Here is a 20,451-nt window from a genome sequence, read left to right as displayed (position 1 = left end):
CGACACGTACACTCTTTTGTTAACGATCGCCTGCTTTTAGTCTAAACTCCAGTAAATCAGCTGCTTGTTGAGAATAAGATTAGGCTAGCTTAGGCTTAAGCTACCTCTTACTCTTCATAATGATTATCATTATTGTTTGAATGTCGTCTTCTGATTTTTGTTGAGTAATTTATTCCTTGGAAGTCCCTTATTCATCGTCCACGTCTGCTTCTTCTACCCATTCTGGTGTAGTTGTGGAATCTGAGAATTCTGGAAAATCATCTGCAAAACGGATGATTTGTCCATTGAAAAATTCTGCTACACGTTGAGCTGCGATCGCTACTTCGTCAGGTTCCCAATCAGGTGCGGGTGTTTGTTTTGGGGGTGGAGGCAAAGTTTGCATCCCGTTTGCATTTACCCCGTTTCTATTTGCCCCATTTCCATTTACACCATTGCCATTTCTTGCTGCCAACTCGCTTTTTTGTGGTGCTGGTGATGGATTAGTTGGCTGTGGTGCTGGCGCTGAAGGCGACGAAATTTGCTGGTTGTAGCTAGGTGTAGGTGGTTGCTGAACGCGAGTAGAGTCTTTGGGCGGAGGATTTTTTTTGGCGGAGGTAGGAGTTGCAGAACTGACTTGTTCCAGATTTACCTGAACTTCACGTTGAAAAGTCTTGTGGAAAGCTGCTTTCATCATCGGGAGATCAGATTTAAGTGTTTCATACCATTTAGCCCCTTTAACAGCAATACGCGCTACAGTACCGTCAAACTCTATTAGCTGGCACATTTGTCCAAGTAAAGCTTGCCTGGAAGGCATCGGAAAATTAGCACGCACCTGTTGCCAAACCTGAGTTAAGTCATATTGTGCTTCCCCAACAACTTCTTCCCCAACAACTTCTGAAGTTACTGGTTCAATGTTCACAGGTGGTACAGGAACAGCAACAGGTTCTGGAGTTGGCGGTGAAACGGAGTTAGCAGCAGAATTGCGATCTGTTTGCTGTTCAACTGGGGGAGATGAAGTGACGGGCTGATTTTGGGCAGCTGTTTGATGATTGGCAGATGCAGAATTATGATTTGTTTGCGGTTCAGCTACAGGTACAGAAGAGACTGGGTGATTTTGGGCAACGACTGGAGGATAGCTTGGAGATACAACAGGTGTATTAACTCGCGGCGCGATACTTGGGGCTTGTGGCTGAATATTTGTCGTCGCACTCGGTAACAATCCTAGTAATGTTACCTCCAACCACAAACGCGGCTGAGTGGTGTTTTTAATTTGTACTTCAGCTTCTCGCAAGTGTTTTTGTCCTGCCAAAATCGCGCTCATATCGAAGTATTGAGCAAATTCAATCAGCGTTGTCCAGGTTTGCTGAGTACAAGCAACCAAATCGTGGCGGTTGGGTGCTGTTTTGGCAATCAGTAAATCGCGGTAAAAAGCAGCGAGATTTTGCAGAATAGTTAGGGGTTCTCGACCACGATCTAGAATGTAGTGAGTACAGTCTAGAACTGCTTCCGGTTTATCTTGAGCGATCGCATTTAAAAGCGCTAACAAGTCCTGTTCGCTTACCGTCCCCACCAAATCCCAAACTCGCTCTGGTGTGACTTCACCTGCTAACAAGCCCAATTGGTCGAGTAGACTTTCGGCATCTCGCAAGCCTCCCTGAGAAAGTTGGGCTACCAGGGTGACAGCATCATGTGAAATATGAATGTTTTCATAAGATGCGATCGCACTTAAATGCTTCACCATCGCTTCTAACTGAATGCGTCTAAAATCAAACCTTTGACAGCGCGAAATAATTGTTGGTAAAACCCGTTGCGGGTCTGTTGTCGCCAATACAAAAACTACGTGTCTCGGTGGTTCCTCTAGTGTCTTTAGTAGCGCGTTGAATGCCTGGGTACTGAGCATGTGGCATTCGTCGATTACATAAACCTTGTAGCGACACTGCACAGGAGCAAACTGGGCTTTTTCAATCAACTCGCGAATATTATCGACACCAGTATTACTGGCGGCGTCAATTTCAATTACGTCTAAGGCGTAGCCCTTAGCGATCCCCTGACAAACCTCACACACGCCACAAGGTTCAGCAGTAGGCTTATCACTTTTTAGACAATTGAGAGATTTAGCCAGAATTCGGGCACTAGAAGTTTTCCCCGTACCTCTTGGCCCGGTAAATAAATAGGCAGGGGCAATTTTCGATGTGCCGATCGCGTTCGTGAGGGTGGTGGCGATCGCCTCTTGGCCCACCAGTTCAGCAAAACTTTTGGGGCGATATTTGTGGTGCAGGGGTTCGTAAGACATGGAAATATAGACTTCAATGCCTTTCAACGTTAATTAGTAGCACCGAGTCGAGTTGAGGATTCAATTATTTTAAACTCTCGTACCTGGCTTTATTGATCGATGTTGCCATAGCTCAAGACTCAACTAATGCCGTAAATTTTGGCACTCAGAAGAGCAAGCAACCAGAGCTTATCCTCTACTATGATTTCAACATCAATGTATGGGAATTATAGCATATCATTTAGTACATTTGTTCTATTTAAAGAGACAGGGAAGCAGAGGAGAATAACTCTTGACAAATGACTATACGTTTTATTGACTGAACTAACGCCATAGTCCAGTGCGATCGCTACAATTTTATAGATAAAGTAAAACTCGATGGTGCAGCAGATGCTCAAGCGGCTATTTCAATGGCTCAAAAAGCTTTTTCAGAACTTGTTTGGTGGAAAACAGACTACCTCAAAATCTAGGGTAAATGTAGAAAAAGAACCAGCACCACCCTTGAGCGATACGGATCTGGAATTTCTCTTCAACGAATTGTTGCAAGGAGTACATCAAGCACGAGGGGAAGCATGGGCACAGAAGTGGCTGCATAATATCGAACATCGCATCACAACTCAAGAGTGGGTTGAGTGGTTAGGGCGCTTTGGCGACAGATTGCTCGCATCTCCGACACCCAATAATGAAATGGCGGCGCGGTTAGTGCAATTGGGTGAGTTAAAAGTCGGAGAAATTGGAGATGTTGCCTATAATATCGGGATGCAGTTGTTGACACGCAATGAAGGCGAACCAGTTTGGGAATATGAAGGGCCAGATGCTTTTAGCACTACTTCTTTGCCCTCTGAAGGAACTGCCTCAGTATCGGAGTCAGCAGATGCGCCAGAGAACCTCCCAGAGGGAGAATACCAAACTGTCACCCTAGAACAGTTGTTTGTCATGTTGCAGGAGGATGAAAATTTACGTCAGCAAATTGCTCAACAGCTTGCCGTTGAAACAGACGATCCACAAGTGCTTGTCCAGGCATTAATTAGTCAGTTATATCCTGCTGGCCAATCGACTACAGAGCAAACTGAAAATTAACTGCTGGAGAGAATCAAATTCAAGAGTGAAATCTGGGAATTGTTACGTTGTAATGCTATGCTCTTGAAGATTTGTATATTTTTTGCTAACCTGCTACGGAAGCGCTGTCCGAATCTAATGGATTTTTACGTAATTGATGATTTTTTTAAGACAACGATGGCTACAATCTAGAAAAACAAAATCCAAGAGTGTGGCAGATGCTCAGGCGGATATCGCAGTCGCTTAAAAGGTTTTTAAAGCGCCTCATTGCAAGTAAACAGAATAGTTCTCTCAAGGCTTCGAGAGGACGCAATCTGGTGGGGGTACCACCAGAACTAACCAATGCGGATCTGGAACAATTGTTTATCCAATTGTTAGAAGGCGTGCATCAAGCACGAGGACGACAGTGGGCATTGAGGTATCTGCAACGAATCGAAAATCGCATTCCGGCTGAACGTTGGATAGACTGGTTGGTGATGTTTGGTGAAAGCTTACTAGCTTCACCTACACCAAATCCTCTTTTAGCAACACAAATGGTGCAATTAGGGGAACTTGGTGTTGGCAGAATTGGAGAAGTTGCTTATGACATTGGCATTCGGCTAATGCAAAACTTACCTACAGAGATAGAATATCAGGACAATCAGGCACAAGATGACCTAGATGATCTAGAAATCACTCCTGGGCAAGAACTGATCCGCGATTTGGGCGAGCAGTTATGGGAGTATGATGAGCCAGATGTAATCGAAACTACTCCTGGGCAAGAACTGATCCGCGATTTGGGCGAGCAGTTATGGGAGTATGATGAGCCAGATGTAATCGAAACTACAACTGATGAAGAAATTATCCCAACTTCTCCCGGACAAGAGCTAATCCTTAGCTTTGGCGAACAATTATGGGAATATGATGTGCCAGATGTTGAACCAATAACATCAGCACCTCAAAATGCCTCTTTTGAGGAGAAATCGCCCGAAAACTTCGAGGAACTGGTATCGGAATATGAAAGGGAAGACACCCAAGCCACAATACCAGAAAATATCCCCCTGCCGACAGCAGAAGATACAATCAGCTTGTTAACTCAACTTCGGTTCGACGAAGAAATTGTTCAAATTACTACACCAGCAAATCTTCTTTCCACGAGACAAAGGACTGAGTTAGCAACGTCTCCCTCGGTGGAAACCTGGGATAACACTTTGACGAATTTAGAGCCAAATGTGGCTAATACTTTAGATGAGTTATGGGTGAAGTTGGATCAAAGTACCAATTTAGTCCAGCAACTTGCTTCAGATTTGGCAGTTCAAAGCAGTAATTCTCCTGGTATTATTGAGCGGCATAACGATAATCCGATTACCCACGCTCAAGGGTGGTTTTACCAAGGTTTAAGCCAAGCGAAAACAGGCGATTTGCTAGGCGCGATCGCATCTTATGACCAAGCCATTGAAATGCAACCCGAATTCTCCGAATATTGGTTTAATCGAGGCTTAACGCTGTTCCATTTAGAACGTTTTGATGAAGCGATCGCGTCTTATGAAACAGCCATAGAACTGAAACCAGACTTTTACAAAGCTTGGTACAACCGGGGTGGAACTCTCGGAGAATTAGGATACTTTGAAGAAGCGATCGCTTCTTTTGATAAAGCTATAGAAATCAAGCCAGACTATCAAGAAGCGTGGTCTAGCAAGGGTTTGGCACTGCTGAAATTAGGTTGGCTACCAGAAGCTATTGCTAGTTATGACCAAGCGCTACAACTCCAACCAGAAGACCAGGAAAACTGGTATTACCGAGGCATAGCCCTAGCTGTCAGCGAACAATTTGCCGAGGCGATTATATCTTACGATAGAGCTATAGAAATTAACCCAGAGTACCACGAAGTGTGGATAGATCGGGGTGTAGTGCTGTTTAATTTAGGCAGGTGGTCAGAAGCGATCGCTTCCTGGGACAAAGCACTTTCAGTTCAAGCTGATTTCTACTTAGCTTGGTACAACCGGGGTATAGCATTAGACAACTTAGGAAGGAGACAAGAAGCGATCGCCTCCTATCAACAAGCGATCGCCATTAAACCCGACTTCCACTTAGCTTGGTATAATCAAGCAGTAGCACTGTTTTATTTAGAACAATTTGCCGAAGCGATCGTCTGTTATGACAACGCTTTGCAAATTAAACAAGATTATTGGGAAGCTTGGATTGGTCGGGGAACTGCGATCGGTCATTTAGTAGTAGATTCTGACGAATTACTAAATTTGTCGAGTAGTATCATAGCGACAAATCCCACCTTACAACAAGGTGGCTACGAAGGAAAATTAGCCAGCTACGAAGAAGGGTTAAGGCATCTGCGAACAGATACCCATCCAGAAGGTTGGGGTAGATTGCATTTTGCGATCGCTAATACTTACTATGAGCAAGGCAAAAAACATACCAATCCCCGCGATTATTGGCGCAAAGCTGCATCTGAGTACCATCAGGCGCTATTAACCCTGACACTAGAATATTTTCCCCAGTTGCATCTAGAGGTTTTACAATCTCTCAGCAAAGTGCTGATGGGTTTGGGACACACAACACAAGTTCAAGAATTGCTGCAACGTGGGACAGATTTATTGCGACAATTACTGAGTGAAGAAACTCGCTCAGACGAAAGTAAAAAACAGTTAGCTTTAAAATTTACCGGCTTCGATCAATTAGCAGTTGATTTAGCTGTGGAGTCAGGTGATTTAGTAGAAGCTTGGGAAATTGCCGAACAAGGTAAAAATGCTTGTTTAAACTGGCTGCTTTCTGGCTGGAATGATAATATTTACTCGCCTTATTATGGCGCAATTCAGCAACTATTCAATCCCACAACAGCAATTATTTACTGGCATATTAGCCCAGTTGCCCTACATACTTTCATTCTCAAAGACCAAGCACCATCACCGATTCTCCTGTTTACACCCATGCAAGATACTGGGGTAATACCTTTAGGAGAAGATGCTATCCGTCTCAATGAATTGCCTCTACCCGAAGCAGTGCAACGCCTAATTGAATTTGAAATTTGGTTAGAAGATTGGCATCAACAATACCAAGAATATCGCAGCACAGCCCACGACAAAGAAAGTAAAAGTCACCATTCTTGGCGAGTTGAGATGGAAGAGAAACTGTTGCAACTGTATGAAATATTGAATATTTCCACAATTGCACAGGAACTCGAAGGCATTACCCAACTGGTTTTAATTCCTCACCGTGACTTGTACAGATTGCCCATTCATACACTTTTCCATCTTTCTTCGCCATCGCCGGAAGAGTTACCCAATGTAGAATCAAATTTCAGCGTCACCTATCTACCTAGTGCCCAAATAGGTTTATCAATTAGAACTGAGGATATTTGGCAGTGGCAAAATAAGTTATTGCTCAGTGTTGAACATCCTGAAAGTACAGGTTATCCCACACTTAAATTTGCCAAACTGGAGTCTGAAATTGTTAGTCAGATGTTCAATAATATCCAACGAATTCAAGGGGCAGAAGCTACGAAAAATATTGTTGAAAATGCCCTATTTGATAATTATAATATTTTGCATTTTACAGGTCATGTTACTAATAATTTAGCTGAACCCAAAAAGTCAGAATTAGCATTAGCGGGTGAAGACAGACTGACTCTAGATGAAATCTGCCAACAAAATCTAGATAGTTACAACCTTATTACCCTCTCTGCCTGTGAAAATTTAAGTACTAACAACTACACTATCAGCAGCGAATATGTGAGTTTAGTCAGTGGTTTTATAACTCAGGGCGTACCTCATGTAGTGAGTACTCTTTGGAGTGTAGAATCTTCGGCTAGCGCCTTGGTGATGATTGAGTTTTACCGACGATTACAGCCCAATAAATCAGCAGTTACTGCCTTAGCTGAAGCAACACGATGGCTGAAAGAACTAACTGCTGGAGAACTGACAAAATGGTATGAAGATATTTTGAATAATCTGCATCCAGAAGAAGTAAGAATTCAAACTTATTTAGCGACCCAACTATATAGAAATAGTAAAATGGCATCAGATAAAAATCTTTATAATCATCCTTATTATTGGGCAGCTTTTACAATTATGGGTAAGCCTAATTAATACTTTGAAACTTTTATTCCAGCCATAAAATTAGCCAGATACTTGTTTTTAGCTTCACCTCTCTAAAAGTTCAATGATTTCAGTAAAATAGTCTAATTATATACAAAAATTGGATGAATTCACTGTGGTCTTAAAATTAATGGCAAAAGTGAAGATTAAAAATAAATATGAAATCAGAAACCAGAAATATAGTACTTAAAGCTTACGCAGAACTACATAAGTAAGTCGGCAGAAAAAACCAAACTAAGTAAGTTTGCACAATAAAACTAAACTATGTGAAGAGAGGTAAACTAGACTAAAACTTTCTTTCCTCCTGCCTTATCGCAACGATAAATTTTTACGCCGAACTACAGCTTTGTCTAAACCTATAATTACCGTTCGCCTAATTACACGCGACGAACTTCCCCAACTTTTGGCTTTATATAAGCATCTAAATCTTGTCGATGCGCCTCTACCGACTGATGATGTCTTACAATCTATCTGGGATGGAATTTTAGATGATCCCCGTTTGTATTACATTGTGGCTGATGTTGATAAGCAGTTAGTAGCAACATGTAATTTAACTATTGTTCCCAACTTGACGCGTGGCGCACGTCCAGACGGCATTATTGAAAATGTTGTTACCCATCTCGATTATCGACAACAGGGATTTGGTACACAAGTGCTGCATTATGCCTTAGCTTTAGCATGGCAGCAACAGTGCTATAAAGTGATGCTTCTAAGCGGCTCAAAAAACGAAGAGACGTTGCACTTCTATGAAAAAGCAGGATTCAAGCGTGGACTAAAAACAGGATTTGTTGCCCTACCTCCAGAGGAGTTGTGAGCAAAATTTATACAGATTAGCTAGCTTCCAAAAATCCTAGTTTATCTTTGGGTTCGCTTTTATAAAATAGTCTTTTGGAAAAAAATAATTCTTAGCCAAAAATCTTGGCGCAATCAGGCTCGAAATTTTGGATTGCGATCGCTAATTTCCCGTCTAGTATTTGAAAATTTACCATCAAGGACAACTATCTAAAGAGTGAAAGTTTTTCTTCAAAATCCAGCCCTGAGTTAGTTGTATAATCACAATAAAAGATTAACAATACACCATATCGCCAAGATTGATTTTATTTCTTAAATCTTGCTAAAGATCATGATACATTGAGTTTAACGGCATTAACCCTCCTCGGCAATTATAAAGAGACGGCTATTAAAGGCCAATTATTTTACTGCTTGACTGCAATTTTAGAACTGAATAAAATCGCCTACTTGCATTAATTCTCTTTATTGTTGCGACATATTATATTACCACAGGAGCCATGCTTATTTGTAGTGTACTCTGCGGTTCTTAAAAAAAAATAGGAATTCGATACTATGTGTGGTGCACATGAGGATAAACGTTATGAGATATCAGAGCAGCTACTCATAATGTCCAGCGTATTAATTTTCCAGAGCTAACAGGTTTCATTTCTGGTTTTCATGTCGAGGCGAACCAAATAATCATCTAGATATTTGTATTCACTTAACCTTGCATCCAGTATTTTCCATATAGTCAACCCAAGAAATTGAAAAGAGGATATTTCCATGTCTAGTTTGTCTCGTTGGTCATCAACAAAGGTTGCTTTGCTAGTTCTGGGAATGACAGCTGCTACAATAACTCCCATCATAATTTCTGCCCCAGCTTCATCTCAAACCCCTGTTCCATCTACGACACCATCACCTGATACACCATCACCTGCAACACCATCACCTGCGACACCATCGCCTACGTCAACAGTTAACCTGTCTGATGTTTCCTCAGATTATTGGGCGCGTCCCTTCATTCAAGCCCTAGCTGAGAATAACGTGATTAGTGGCTTTCCTGATGGCACTTATAGACCAAATCAGCCTGTGACTCGTGCGGAATTTGCTGCTTTGATTCAAAAAGCTTTCAGTAACCAAAACCGAGTCCGGCAATTAAGTGCAGGTGGATTTAGTGATGTTCCTGCTAACTACTGGGCCGCTGCTGCAATTCAAAACGCTTACGAAACTGGATTTTTGGCAGGCTATCCTGGGAACGTGTTTAGACCAAATCAAGAAATTCCTAGAGTGCAGGGGATCGTTGCTTTAAGTAGTGGTTTAGGTTTAACTGGTGGCGATACAAGTACTCTCACTACTTACTACAACGATGCCTCAGCTATCCCAGAGTATGCTGTTGGCAGTGTTGCAGCAGCGACAGTAAGTAATCTTGTTGTCAACTACCCAGATGTAAAACAACTCAATCCGCAACAGTCTTTGACTCGTGCTGAAGCAGCAGCACTTTTATATCAAGCTTTAGTTAAACAAGGACGGGCGCAACCTATTGCTAGCAATCTTCCAGCTAGTCAGTACGTTGTAGCTGGAACTCCTGCCGGTACTGATATTGTTGCTCTAACGGCATCCAGTAGTTCTTTTACAACTCTGACTTCTTTATTAAAGACAGCCGGTCTATCAGATATTCTTCAACAGCCAGGCCCTTATACAGTCTTTGCTCCCACCAATGACGCATTTGCTGCTTTACCTGCTGCTACCTTACAACAGTTAGAGCAACCAGAAAACAGAGAAGCGTTAGTTAAGATTTTGAGATATCACGTGGTTCCTGGTGCGGTAACTTCTAGTCAACTCTCAGCAGGGGAGTTGACAACCGATGAAGGAAGACCTGTAAATATTAAAATCGATTCCGCTAACAGTCAAGTCTCGGTGAATAATGCCAGAGTTCTCCAGGCGGACGTGAAAGCTAGCAATGGTGTTATCCATGCAATTAACCAAGTCCTAATTCCGCCTGATGTTAACATCAGTCAGTTAAATCAACCACCAACAGGAAACACAGATGGTACAACGCCTCCGGTTAGACCAGGTAGAACTACTCTTGGTGGGCCTAGCTACATCGGGGGTGGTGGTAACATTGGTTTGAGCGGTGGCGATACAGCTTTGGGCGACACCAACTTTTCAGTGTTCAGCAAAATTGGTCTGACACGCAATATCTCAGTCCGACCAGCAGTAATCTTTGGGGATGATACATTGTTTTTGGTTCCCTTGACTCTGGATTTTACTCCTCGTGCAACTGCTGAAGTGGGTCAACGAACCTTTGCTATAGCTCCTTATGTGGGTGCTGGCGTAGCCATAGAAGCTAATCTCGATACTGATTTTGGATTACTGCTAACTGGTGGTGTAGACATTCCTCTCGGTACTCGATTTACGTTAAATGGCGCTGTAAATGCTGCTTTTATGGATGAAACTGATGTAGGGCTACAATTAGGACTTGGCTACAACTTCTAATTGAAGATAGAAGTAGGGGTAATTCATGAATTGCCCCTACCTAGAAATAAAAGTCTCGCCTATTGTTTGCGTAATTTATAAGCAATTAGAAATAAGTATACTAAGATCGCTTGATTGCTAAAGTAAGTCCATCGGCGATGGGGACAAGGGAGAGGGTAACTCGTTCGTCATGATGTAACTTTTCGTTTAGCGCCCGGATTGCTTGGGTGCTTTCATCTTGATTTTGCTTATCAGCTACTTGTCCAGACCATAAAACATTATCGATCGCAATTAATCCACCTGGACGAACTAATTGCAGCGATCGCTCATAATATCCATCATAATTTTCTTTATCAGCATCAATAAAGGCAAAATCAAAAGTTTCGGCTTGTCCAGTTGCTAATAACTTATCTAAAGTTTCCAAAGCTGGTGCTAATCGTAAATCGATTTTATCGGCAACTCCGGCTTCTTGCCAATATCTGCGGGCGATCGCAGTAAATTCTTTACTCACATCACAAGCGATAATCTTGCCATCAGGCGGTAGTGCCAAAGCTACAGAAAGTGAGCTATAACCCGTAAATACTCCAACTTCTAGGGTTTTTTTCGCTCCAATCAACTGCACCAGAAGGCTCATAAACTGCCCTTGTTCTGGTGAAATCTGCATTCCACTCCGGGGATGATTGGCGGTTTCTTGGCGCAACTTCCCAAGAATTTCTGGTTCTCGCAGCGAAACAGATAAAAGATAATTGTAAAGTTGGTTATCAAGACCTATAGACTGTTTTGGCATGATAGATGAGAGAATTGAGAGAAACTACAGTTATACTATCGCTGATAAGTGGAATCTCAGGAATAACATGGTGCGGTTAGTTTTGACAGCAATATTGCTGGTGCTAGTGACAGCTTGTGGCAGTATTGGACTGTTACCGACTAGCGAGTTAGTGCAAAAAGCGATCGCACTTGGGCTAGAACAAACTCAACAAAAACTTAGCCAACAGTTGGATTTAGATTTTCAAGGATTTGAAATCAAGCGGCTATCAATTACCCAAGAACAACCACTGACGATTGAAAATTTACCAGCTTTCCACGTTCGGGGAACCTACGACTTGATTCTCAAGCTACCAAAACGGCGCTTGACGCAACCAAAACAACCCTTTGACGTTTACTTGCAAATTCAGCAAGAAGGTAAAACTTGGCGATCGCTGCTTCCAGAAAAGGGTAGTAAAGATACTCAACCAACCTGGCGCAGTTACTTAGTTGAGTAAACCTGTGTCATCAAAGTGCTTTTTTACGGTTGTGTAAGAATTGCAAACCAGTAGCGTAAACACCCAATGCCAGTAAACCTGACATAAAATTGGGTTCAGGAACACTAGCAGTAGATACAGAATTGATACCAACAGCAAAGTCTTGATTTAAATCTACATTATCAACAAATGAACTGTCGGCAGCACCAATAAATATAAATTTTGCATCAATGGGAACTTGCACAATAGCACCATTAAAATCTACACGTGAGATGTAAAAAATACTATTGTCTAAACACTGCAATGGAAGACAACCGTTGGGAAGAATTGGATTAATAGCACCAGGAACTCTGTCAGTCGTTGCGCCATTATACTCTCCGGTGTTTGGTAGCAATCTATTGTCAGCGCTGAAAGTAGCCCACATTGCACCAAAGTATTCGTCAGTCGGATCGTCAAAGGGTGAAAAACTGCCAAACCGTTCCAGTTTAATTGTGTCCCCTGAATTAACTCCCAAGTTTGTTAGAGAAAAAGGTACGCTGTCAGGACTAAATGTATATGAGGAAATAAAACTTGCACTGGGGTCAATATTGAATTTGGCTGCCAAAGCTTGAGCAGAATCAGTTTTGAATAATAGTATTAAGCTGAAGGCGGTTTGAGCTGTTACAACTGATAATTTGGTGAATAATTTAGGAGCTTTTTGATTGAAAAAAAAGATTGACATAATGATTTTTTACAAATTGTTAATTACTGGAGTCAGATAAAAAGTGAGGTATTTTACTGTTTAATTTTTATTTATGAGTATATTTAAATATTTAATCGTCAAACTATCTTATAAAAGATAAAACTGTCAATCTACCAATAGCTAGTTGACAATTGATAACGAGCCTAAATTATAAGTTTTATTTAAATTTTGGTTGATGAATTGAAATTTTTTTATCAGGGAAAAAGTTCTGCGCCACCTCTTGTAAATTTTGATAAATGATTGCATGAGGCTATTGTTCCGAAGTCAAAAATACAATGTCTTCGGATAGAGAAACTTTTTATTGGTAATTAACGCTTAAAAAGTTCAAGAAATAAAGCTAAGTTTGTCGCAGTTGTGGAAAAACTAGATTAAGGGTTTTTAAATTTTGAATGACGTACAGTGGAATATGTGCTATTAAAAAAACTATCACAAGGATTCTGAACACAAAAATTTTTAAGGTTTGAATTCCGCACAGTAGGATATGTGCTACTCAAAAAACTATCACAAGCATTTACGTATAACCGCTAGGGTACAGTCACGATCGAGGTATAGTTTCATCGGAGACAGGGTAAGATGTATATCAACTTTTTTATCAGTTCCATTATTGGAATTGTGGTTCCGGTGCTGGTGGCTTTTGGCTTACTACAATGGTTGCACATACCTACAGGTAACTTTCTTGATTGGGTGATTGGTGGTGCTAGTTTTTGGTGGCTGTTGGTAATTGTTACCGTACCGTGGAATGTGCATTTTCAAGCCAAAGAAGTCTTAGCAGAAGCAGCACAATCAACTGAGAAAGGAATTCCAGTTGATGAGAAACAAGTGAAGTATGTCACATTGTTGGCAAAGCGATCGCTCTGGGTTGCTATTGCTTTACATTTATTCTCAGCTGTTGGTCTTTATACCCTTGCTGTCACTGGTATTAGTACAGTTGGATATATAAGTTCTGGTGCAGCTTTATTATTAACAATTCTGCGTCCCGCGATTCGCGCTTATGAGTATTTATATGCGCGGTTAGCGATGATTCGCCAAGAATGGAAGTATCCGCGCGAAGATATTTTGGAACTGCGCGATCGCTTCTCTATATTGGAACAAAAAATCCAGTCTTTGGAAGATCAACTCAACCCAGAACAACCCTATTCCTTATCCGCAACTCAACAACGTTTTGCCGAAGAAACTCGCAGAGATTTAGCCCGAATTGCGGCTAATTTAGAAGAATTACGGGCGACAAATCAAACGGAACATGAGCGTTTGGCAAGAGAAGCCAGAAATGCGATCGCGCAACTTTCTACCGATGGGCAATTTCTCGATCATGTCCGCGAAATTATTCGATTTTTTAAGACAGCTTAATTATTGCTTTAATAACCTGACCGAATTTTAAGTTTTGGATAATGATAGTGAATATTCATCATCCAAAATTTAAAAGAATTATTCAAAAACGGTTAACTATACCTTACGACCAGAAGAATAAGTTTGACATAAATTGTATAGTTCAGTATGCAATTTTTCTATATGTTGTAAAAAAGGAAAAAATCGGAAATGTTGGATTCTCTTCTCTTGTTTTTTATATTAGCCACAATTATTCCTTTTTTTCTTGCTCAGATTATGCCGAACAGCAAGTGGCTAATAGGTTATGCTATTTGTTTTGGAAGTTTTGTTGTTTCTGAGTATTATAATCACTTAACAACGCCAATCGAGCAACGAGCAAATGGTTTTGTTTACGCCTTGGCAATGCTTGCGAATTATTTAATTAATACATCGGGAACTCTGGGAATAATCGACAGGGCTATTGTATTATACTTTAAGTCAAGAGGGTATAAAATCAATATATGGTTAATAGTTAATATAATTTTCCTTGATTTTATGCTTGTTTACATAGCAGTATTGATAGTTAATATTCCTAAATAGATAGGCATTATTAAACAGAAAGCAAAGACGATCGGGACTAAAGCCCTTACTACAAACTTTAATTGATTTACGTCTAACGACTTAGTGAGTATCTCTTCATTTCTACTAATTTAAAATCCACTATTGAGGCTCATTATATACCTCACTAGAATAGGAAAGGCTATAGTAAAGTTTACATAACATCAGGAGTATTTACGGTGAATCAGATACAACTGACTTTAACTATTGGTTACTTGTTAATGTCATGCTATTTTTTAAGCAATTGGTTAATATTTTCCCTACATCATCCCACCTCCACTCCCGATGATAAATTTTTATCGATTGTGATGTTTTTAGTCACAGCTATCTTCTGGCCTTTGATGATTCCAATGTCTTGTTTAGAAATGGTTCAAAAAAAGCGAATAGACTTTAATAAAATAATTCCTGTTCTGTTAGCAATATTTATATTTACTATTTCATATTATTTGACCGAATAATTCATAATTAATCTTCACAAATTACATAGATATAAAGAGAAGCCGGAGGGTTAACTTATGACCCTCCGGCTTCTTTGTGCAACACACTAGCTTTACTTGTTAAGCAGTCTATTTATTGCATTTGGAATTTTCTAACGGCGTCTGCTGCCAAAACCAGTTGAGCGGCGGGGTGCTGAACTACGCCCACTACCAAAACCACTGCCAGAATTGCGTCTGGGTGAAGTGGCTCTACCAGAGGGTTGCAAGGTACTACCACCAAAACCAGAACCAGAAGGACGATTATTACCTGTAGTGCTACGCGGTGTATTGCGTATATTTGTATTTCCAGGATATGACCTTCTAATTGTCCCTGTATTGCGGAAGGCAGTGCGATTTCTCACGGCTGCAGGTTGCGTATTATAGCGAGTTTGGTAACTTTGAACTGCTTGGCCATAGCTTCCGCCATATCCACCAAAGCCACTTAATCCTTGCCCTGATTGATAGACAGGGGGTACATAATACTGGGGTCTAAACAACATACTACCAATTGCCTGACCGGCCAAGCTACCAGCTACAGACCCAGCAAATGGTGCCCAAAAATTATTTTCTCGACGGACTACAACCGTCTCTTGTTGTCCTGTTTGAGGATTGGTTTTATTCTCGGTAACGTTGTGGACGTACTCAATTTTAAAATCTTCCGTCAGATATAAAATCGGTTGTCCTTTATCTACCTTCAGATAGGTTTTTTTACCCTGCTTGATTTCATCATCAGTTAACCGTGCCATTTGCAAATTTTCGGTTGCAAAGGTTGGAGGATTATTGTTAAGTAAAAACAAGCTGTATTCACCAGTTGCATCGTCATAAGTGGCTTGTTGTATTTGATACTCGCCATCACTCAACTTTGTATTAGTAGAGGTTTGGCTAACGTTCTTAGCTGGAGGAGTACTTTGGTTCTCGCCACCACAAGCAACAGTTGTGATACACAAACTCAGAGCTAAAAAAACGGCTGTAAATTTACGTACTATGGTCATGATCATTGGATTATTGTCCTATCTCTGAGCTTAACAATTTATCATCTGAGTAGTAAGTACGGACTACCCAACAAATTACAAAGGAATCAATTCTGGGTAATATTGCAGCAGTTGATCGCTAGTGAGTTCATCGCCCAACTGTGCTGGAGAGAAATGCACTTGAATTGCCTTTAATCTATGTTTATAATGCAAATTTATCAATGCTTTCAATCCTTCCTTGAGCGCCTGAACGTTAGAAAGATCGGTTTCCAAATCTGGTACTTCTCCTTCATAAGCTACTGTAATCATCACAATGACGTTGCGGGTTACAGGTATAGATAAAGGTTCATTCGATCCATTGGAAGCGTAATCTGGTTCGCTAAGATATCTTTCGGCAGAGTCAGTAAATAATTCATTCACGTAATCTCCCGCTTCGCCCTCATTAAAAAATACGTCACCTTCGTTAGCAGCAGAAAGCCAATATTCATCGTATTGCAGCAGGGTTTGGCTGATTTCTACCAATCCTTCTCCTAAAACTTCTAAATCGCCATCGGCATCGATCGCATCTCGTCCTGCACTATTTAACACTCCCAAAATTGGCGCTACTTCACCTCCCCCTAAATGCAGAAATAGGCGAAACACGACATAGCGAGTTCGACCGATCATTTTATTAAAAAGATTGCTCATTTTTTCCTCCAAAATTTTGTCATTTGTCATTTGTCATTGGTCATTGGTCATTGGTCATTAGTTCAATCCCCGATGCCCAATGACGGCAGTTGCTCCACTTGGGGAGACCGCAAGACCGCACTGCCTCCCCAATGTCCAATCTCCATAACTAATGATTAATATAATGAAATCCTTTAACAAAATCTATAATAATATCTAATGAAGGTAATATATTTTTTGTTGAATCACTAGACATATCATAAGCTGAAGCATTAAGAGCAGAGCGATTAATAAATCTTTTTCCAAAGTTGGGATGGTCATAAACAATCAAAGTGTGGGCACTGGAATTTGTTAAAACTATTTGGGTTGGGGCTTTACAAAAATTTAATTTTGCGGCTACTTCGATATTTTTTTTCATCTGTTTAATTGTTGTAGCCTGATTCATAGCTTGTTCAAAAAGAGTATTTAATTGTTTCACTATCTGAAGCGATTTTAAGTCTTGCTTTGCAATAACTTCACTGTTAATCATTTCCACTATACTGGAAATATTTTTTTGAGTAGATGCCGCATCTAGAAAGGGAAGAATGACAATGTAAGCAGTGGGAAATAACGCTTCGTCGCTATCTACATGAAAGGTGAAAATAGTCCGGCGACGACCACTTTCGATGCTTGGAGGTTGTTTCAACCCTCGATATTCTTGAGCAATTTGGTAGCAAGCGCCAGCGATCGCAAAATTGGCTTCATGTTCTAGAGCTGCATCAACAATAATCCGAATTGTTGGCGGTGTTTCGTTAAAAAAATCTCGTGACTCTTCAGAATGGAAATTTTGGACAATGGAGCGATCGCCATTTGGGCTAAGATCGACCCATTCACAAACTATGCCTTCGGTTTTTAAACCAAATCTGGAAGTGGCATAAAGCTTGGCTCCTGTTAAAGTTGCTCCTGTTAAGTCAGCACCGATCCATTCTGCTCTAATTAATTTTGCCTGAGTTAAATTAGCGTGGACTAAACTTGTATTTGTTAAATTGGCATTGCTTAAATCTGCGCCAATTAAATCAGCCCCGCTCAATTTTGCGCCGCTTAAATCTGCCCACCGAAGATTTGCGCCGCTCAAATCAGCCCACCGGAGATTTGCCCCACTCAAATCTGCCCCGCTCAAGTTAGCATGGCTGAGATTGGCTTGTCTAAGTTCGGCATCTCGCAAATTTGCACCGCTCAAGTCAGAACGACTCAGATCGCTGGCGTTTAAGTTAGCCATCTCCAAGTTGGCTCCAGTTAAAGAAGCACCTCTCAAGATCGCCTCACTCAAGTTAGCGTGACGGAGATTCGCTTGGCGGAGTGTCGCTTCTCGCAAATCAGCACTGGTGAGATCGGCTTCCAACAAATCAGCGCGACTGAGGTCAGCGCGAACTAACTCGGTGCGGATTAATGAAGCTCCTCTCAGTTGAGCGCGACTTAAATCCGCTCGAATCAAATTAGCGACGTTGAGACTGGCGTTATTAAGGATGGCGCTGCATAGATTTGCACCACTCAGTCTAGCTACATTCAGCTTGACATTGCTTAAGTTAGCTTCACTCAGGTTCGCGCCACTCAGGTTGACTATACTCAAATTAGCATCGCTCAGATTTACACCACTGAGTTTTACTCCACTCAGGTTTGCTTCTGGGAGGTCAACACCACTAAAGTTTAAGACTCCTGCTGCGTATTGTTCCAGTAATTCCTCTACAGTCATTGATGCTACCCCTTGGATGCCAACTTTAATAGTTGGTAAAGTCATAAAAAACGGAATGTCAAAATCAAAAATGAATATTGGAATTTTAGGATTGGGACTGATAGGCGGATCTTTGGGTTTTGATTTGCGATCGCAAGGACATCATATCTTAGGAGTTAGTCGCCGTGAAGCAACCTGTCAAAAGGCAGTTACCTTGGGCAGTGTCGATCGAGCATCAGTCGATCTGAGCCTATTAGCAGCCGCAGAAGTTGTATTTATTTGTACACCTCTAGCCCTTATTGTGCCCCAATTTGAACAGTTAATCGCTCATTTGCCTACGGCTACAGTCGTCACTGATGTAGGTTCGGCGAAAGCACAGATAGTCAAGGATATTACTCCCCTTTGGAAAAATTTTATCGGCGGTCATCCAATGGCGGGCAGAACAGATAGTGGGATAGAAGCTGCACAGCGTGATTTATTTGTTGATAAACCTTACGTCTTAACACCGATAACGACAACCCCAACTAATGCAATTACAGTTGTAGAAGAAATTGTGCGATCGCTCGGAGCTAATATCTATTATTGTCAACCAGAGCAACACGACCGCGCTGTGAGTTGGATTTCCCATTTACCGGTAATGGTTAGTTCCTCGTTGATTGCTGCTTGTTTGAGCGAAACTGACCCTGAAGTTTTGCAATTAGCCCAAAAGTTAGCTAGTTCGGGTTTTCGGGATACCAGTCGTGTGGGTGGCGGGAATCCAGAATTGGGCGTAATGATGGCGCGGTATAATCGTCAAGCATTGCTGCGATCGCTACAACAATATCGTCAAAGCCTTGATGAGTTGACTAACTTAATTGAGCAAGAAAATTGGGCAGTTCTAGAGGAAAAGTTCAAATCAAGGCAACAGGCACGACCTGATTTTGTTTAATAGTTGTTGGGTGCGTTTAGCTATGGATAACGTACCCATATTTTAATTTAGTGAGTTAATTAATAAAGTTTGTTGGCTGCTTTTTTGTCAAAACAACTCTCCACAGCTACTCAGAAATTCCCACAATAAAATCTTTAAAAATGCTACTCAACAGTCTGATAGTCACCAAACCGATGTACCATACAGATAAATTTACAAAAATCAACAATGGTAGAACGTCCAATTAAGAAATCGGAACGTCAGGCTCAAGCAAACACTGACAGCAATTCCGAAAATTCGGATTCTGTAACCCCGATTGAATCTAACCCCAAAAGCTCAAAACCGAACCGCGACCGCTCGTCTGACAAAGGGAAAAAAGGCTCGTCATCTAGGGATGAAAGCAGACCACCGGTGAATCCTGCACTAGCGCGTGGCCCAAAACCGGTTAAACCTCCAACCCCCAAAGTTAAAACAGAAGAACTTGAAACCGAATCAGAATCTATCTCTGAGGAGTCTCAAGACTAAAATTACAAGTGTTGTTGTGTGTGATGTGGGAGGCTATAAGCATATTAAAGATTGAGATTTCTGACTCCGAAGGCAGCGATCGCGCCCCCCATCACCATTAGATTATTTTTAGCGATCGGATCTCTCATAGAGTTCCTGTATGTCAAATGCGCGAATGGGTAGGTGTACAAATTTCACACGCCAAAAAAATTGCTTCTCTCTCAATCCCAGTAAGCATTTCACCCCACTCATCACCCAATTATCATCCGCGCAATCTCTGAAATGCTTACAAAAACTAGGATGTCAGCCTTTAACTTTTCTCGGCACTCTTCCCAAAGGAATTCTCTAATGCTATGATTGCTCCAGAATCGCGCAACCGCACCTTGAAAACTAAATACAGCTTGGCTTTCAGGCTCTTGCTATTGCAATTCATCAAAATCCCTATTAGGGATTGAAACTAAATATTTTTTTGATCTGAGAACCACAACGCACTATTGCAATTCATCAAAATCCCTATTAGGGATTGAAACTTTCCTTTGAATAGGAAACACCAAACGCAAGACTTATTGCAATTCATCAAAATCCCTATTAGGGATTGAAACGATGGAAATCTGCATCAGGCACGCACGGTAAATTTTATTGCAATTCATCAAAATCCCTATT

15 protein-coding genes and 1 CRISPR repeat array (1 of these 16 running past the window's edge) are annotated in these 20,451 nt (G+C 41.2%); of the genes, 9 read left to right on the top strand and 6 right to left on the bottom strand.

All coding sequences use genetic code 11. The features are described 5' to 3' along the window. Positions 1 to 187: 187 nt before the first annotated feature. Positions 188 to 2,272: a DNA polymerase III subunit gamma/tau gene (locus RM049_RS27550; RefSeq protein ID WP_322706428.1), complete on the bottom strand. Its 2,085-nt coding sequence runs from the start codon at positions 2,270 to 2,272 to the stop codon at positions 188 to 190. Positions 2,273 to 2,641: 369 nt separating this feature from the next. On the opposite strand from RM049_RS27550, the gene RM049_RS27545 reads away from it, so the two are divergent. The 4 genes from RM049_RS27545 (at position 2,642) to RM049_RS27530 (ending at position 10,668) form a co-directional block, all read left to right on the top strand. Next, a complete protein-coding gene (locus RM049_RS27545; protein WP_416212202.1) occupies positions 2,642 to 3,331 on the top strand; it encodes a hypothetical protein in 690 nt (229 codons plus the stop codon). A 197-nt stretch (positions 3,332 to 3,528) separates the two neighbouring features. Beyond that, positions 3,529 to 7,392, top strand: coding sequence for a CHAT domain-containing protein (locus RM049_RS27540; RefSeq protein WP_322706427.1), 3,864 nt, complete (start codon positions 3,529 to 3,531; stop codon positions 7,390 to 7,392). A gap of 355 nt (positions 7,393 to 7,747) precedes the next feature. Continuing rightward, positions 7,748 to 8,215, top strand: a complete 468-nt coding sequence (locus RM049_RS27535) for a GNAT family N-acetyltransferase (RefSeq protein ID WP_322706426.1) — start codon at positions 7,748 to 7,750, stop codon at positions 8,213 to 8,215. A gap of 740 nt (positions 8,216 to 8,955) precedes the next feature. Beyond that, complete coding sequence (locus RM049_RS27530; protein WP_322706425.1) at positions 8,956 to 10,668, top strand: fasciclin domain-containing protein; 1,713 nt, start codon at positions 8,956 to 8,958, stop codon at positions 10,666 to 10,668. A gap of 100 nt (positions 10,669 to 10,768) precedes the next feature. Here RM049_RS27530 and RM049_RS27525 read toward each other — a convergent pair whose 3' ends face one another. Then, complete coding sequence (locus RM049_RS27525; protein WP_322706424.1) at positions 10,769 to 11,434, bottom strand: class I SAM-dependent methyltransferase; 666 nt, start codon at positions 11,432 to 11,434, stop codon at positions 10,769 to 10,771. A 67-nt stretch (positions 11,435 to 11,501) separates the two neighbouring features. On the opposite strand from RM049_RS27525, the gene RM049_RS27520 reads away from it, so the two are divergent. Then, positions 11,502 to 11,909, top strand: a complete 408-nt coding sequence (locus RM049_RS27520) for a hypothetical protein (RefSeq protein ID WP_322706432.1) — start codon at positions 11,502 to 11,504, stop codon at positions 11,907 to 11,909. 10 nt (positions 11,910 to 11,919) lie between these two features. Here the strand turns inward: RM049_RS27520 and RM049_RS27515 are convergent, their stop codons facing one another. Next, positions 11,920 to 12,609, bottom strand: a complete 690-nt coding sequence (locus tag RM049_RS27515) for a hypothetical protein (RefSeq protein ID WP_322706423.1) — start codon at positions 12,607 to 12,609, stop codon at positions 11,920 to 11,922. Positions 12,610 to 13,203: 594 nt separating this feature from the next. Here RM049_RS27515 and RM049_RS27510 point away from each other — a divergent pair. Both RM049_RS27510 and RM049_RS27505 read left to right on the top strand, forming a co-directional pair. After that, a complete protein-coding gene (locus RM049_RS27510) occupies positions 13,204 to 13,977 on the top strand; it encodes a hypothetical protein (protein WP_322670874.1) in 774 nt (257 codons plus the stop codon). A 189-nt stretch (positions 13,978 to 14,166) separates the two neighbouring features. Further along, positions 14,167 to 14,535, top strand: a complete 369-nt coding sequence (locus tag RM049_RS27505; RefSeq protein ID WP_322706422.1) for a hypothetical protein — start codon at positions 14,167 to 14,169, stop codon at positions 14,533 to 14,535. Between the two features lie 607 nt (positions 14,536 to 15,142). Here RM049_RS27505 and RM049_RS27500 read toward each other — a convergent pair. The 3 genes from RM049_RS27500 to RM049_RS27490 form a co-directional block, all read right to left on the bottom strand. Beyond that, on the bottom strand, positions 15,143 to 16,027 hold the full coding sequence (locus RM049_RS27500) for a hypothetical protein (protein ID WP_322706421.1): 885 nt from the start codon (positions 16,025 to 16,027) through the stop codon (positions 15,143 to 15,145). A 69-nt stretch (positions 16,028 to 16,096) separates the two neighbouring features. Then, positions 16,097 to 16,687 carry a DUF1517 domain-containing protein gene (locus RM049_RS27495; protein ID WP_322670996.1) on the bottom strand — a complete coding sequence of 197 codons (591 nt, stop codon included), beginning with the start codon at positions 16,685 to 16,687 and terminating at the stop codon, positions 16,097 to 16,099. A gap of 148 nt (positions 16,688 to 16,835) precedes the next feature. Then, the gene (locus RM049_RS27490; protein ID WP_322706431.1) at positions 16,836 to 18,398 is read right to left on the bottom strand and encodes a pentapeptide repeat-containing protein; all 1,563 of its coding nucleotides are present in this window, start codon (positions 18,396 to 18,398) and stop codon (positions 16,836 to 16,838) included. A 70-nt stretch (positions 18,399 to 18,468) separates the two neighbouring features. Here RM049_RS27490 and RM049_RS27485 point away from each other — a divergent pair, with 70 nt between their 5' ends. Both RM049_RS27485 and RM049_RS27480 read left to right on the top strand, forming a co-directional pair. Beyond that, positions 18,469 to 19,305, top strand: coding sequence for a prephenate/arogenate dehydrogenase (locus RM049_RS27485; RefSeq protein WP_322706430.1), 837 nt, complete (start codon positions 18,469 to 18,471; stop codon positions 19,303 to 19,305). A gap of 207 nt (positions 19,306 to 19,512) precedes the next feature. Beyond that, positions 19,513 to 19,809, top strand: coding sequence for a hypothetical protein (locus RM049_RS27480; protein WP_322670870.1), 297 nt, complete (start codon positions 19,513 to 19,515; stop codon positions 19,807 to 19,809). 400 nt (positions 19,810 to 20,209) lie between these two features. Further along, a CRISPR array of direct repeats spans positions 20,210 to 20,451; the repeat unit is 37 nt; unit sequence ATTGCAATTCATCAAAATCCCTATTAGGGATTGAAAC (it continues 735 nt past the right edge of the window).

Origin of the sequence: Nostoc sp. DedQUE04, assembly GCF_034530995.1 — a bacterium.
GTDB lineage: Bacteria > Cyanobacteriota > Cyanobacteriia > Cyanobacteriales > Nostocaceae > Nostoc.
This window is presented reverse-complemented; position numbering and strand designations above follow the sequence as displayed.

Excerpts from the sequence above, each read along its gene's own strand:
- RM049_RS27550 (WP_322706428.1), bottom strand. The coding sequence starts at position 2,272 with ATGTCTTACGAACCCCTGCACCACAAATATCGCCCCAAAAGTTTTGCT.
- RM049_RS27545 (WP_416212202.1), top strand. The coding sequence starts at position 2,642 with ATGCTCAAGCGGCTATTTCAATGGCTCAAAAAGCTTTTTCAGAACTTG.
- RM049_RS27540 (WP_322706427.1), top strand. The coding sequence starts at position 3,529 with ATGCTCAGGCGGATATCGCAGTCGCTTAAAAGGTTTTTAAAGCGCCTC.
- RM049_RS27530 (WP_322706425.1), top strand. The coding sequence starts at position 8,956 with ATGTCTAGTTTGTCTCGTTGGTCATCAACAAAGGTTGCTTTGCTAGTT.
- RM049_RS27525 (WP_322706424.1), bottom strand. The coding sequence starts at position 11,434 with ATGCCAAAACAGTCTATAGGTCTTGATAACCAACTTTACAATTATCTT.
- RM049_RS27520 (WP_322706432.1), top strand. The coding sequence starts at position 11,502 with ATGGTGCGGTTAGTTTTGACAGCAATATTGCTGGTGCTAGTGACAGCT.
- RM049_RS27515 (WP_322706423.1), bottom strand. The coding sequence starts at position 12,609 with ATGTCAATCTTTTTTTTCAATCAAAAAGCTCCTAAATTATTCACCAAA.
- RM049_RS27510 (WP_322670874.1), top strand. The coding sequence starts at position 13,204 with ATGTATATCAACTTTTTTATCAGTTCCATTATTGGAATTGTGGTTCCG.
- RM049_RS27505 (WP_322706422.1), top strand. The coding sequence starts at position 14,167 with ATGTTGGATTCTCTTCTCTTGTTTTTTATATTAGCCACAATTATTCCT.
- RM049_RS27500 (WP_322706421.1), bottom strand. The coding sequence starts at position 16,027 with ATGATCATGACCATAGTACGTAAATTTACAGCCGTTTTTTTAGCTCTG.
- RM049_RS27495 (WP_322670996.1), bottom strand. The coding sequence starts at position 16,687 with ATGAGCAATCTTTTTAATAAAATGATCGGTCGAACTCGCTATGTCGTG.
- RM049_RS27490 (WP_322706431.1), bottom strand. The coding sequence starts at position 18,398 with ATGACTGTAGAGGAATTACTGGAACAATACGCAGCAGGAGTCTTAAAC.
- RM049_RS27485 (WP_322706430.1), top strand. The coding sequence starts at position 18,469 with ATGAATATTGGAATTTTAGGATTGGGACTGATAGGCGGATCTTTGGGT.
- RM049_RS27480 (WP_322670870.1), top strand. The coding sequence starts at position 19,513 with ATGGTAGAACGTCCAATTAAGAAATCGGAACGTCAGGCTCAAGCAAAC.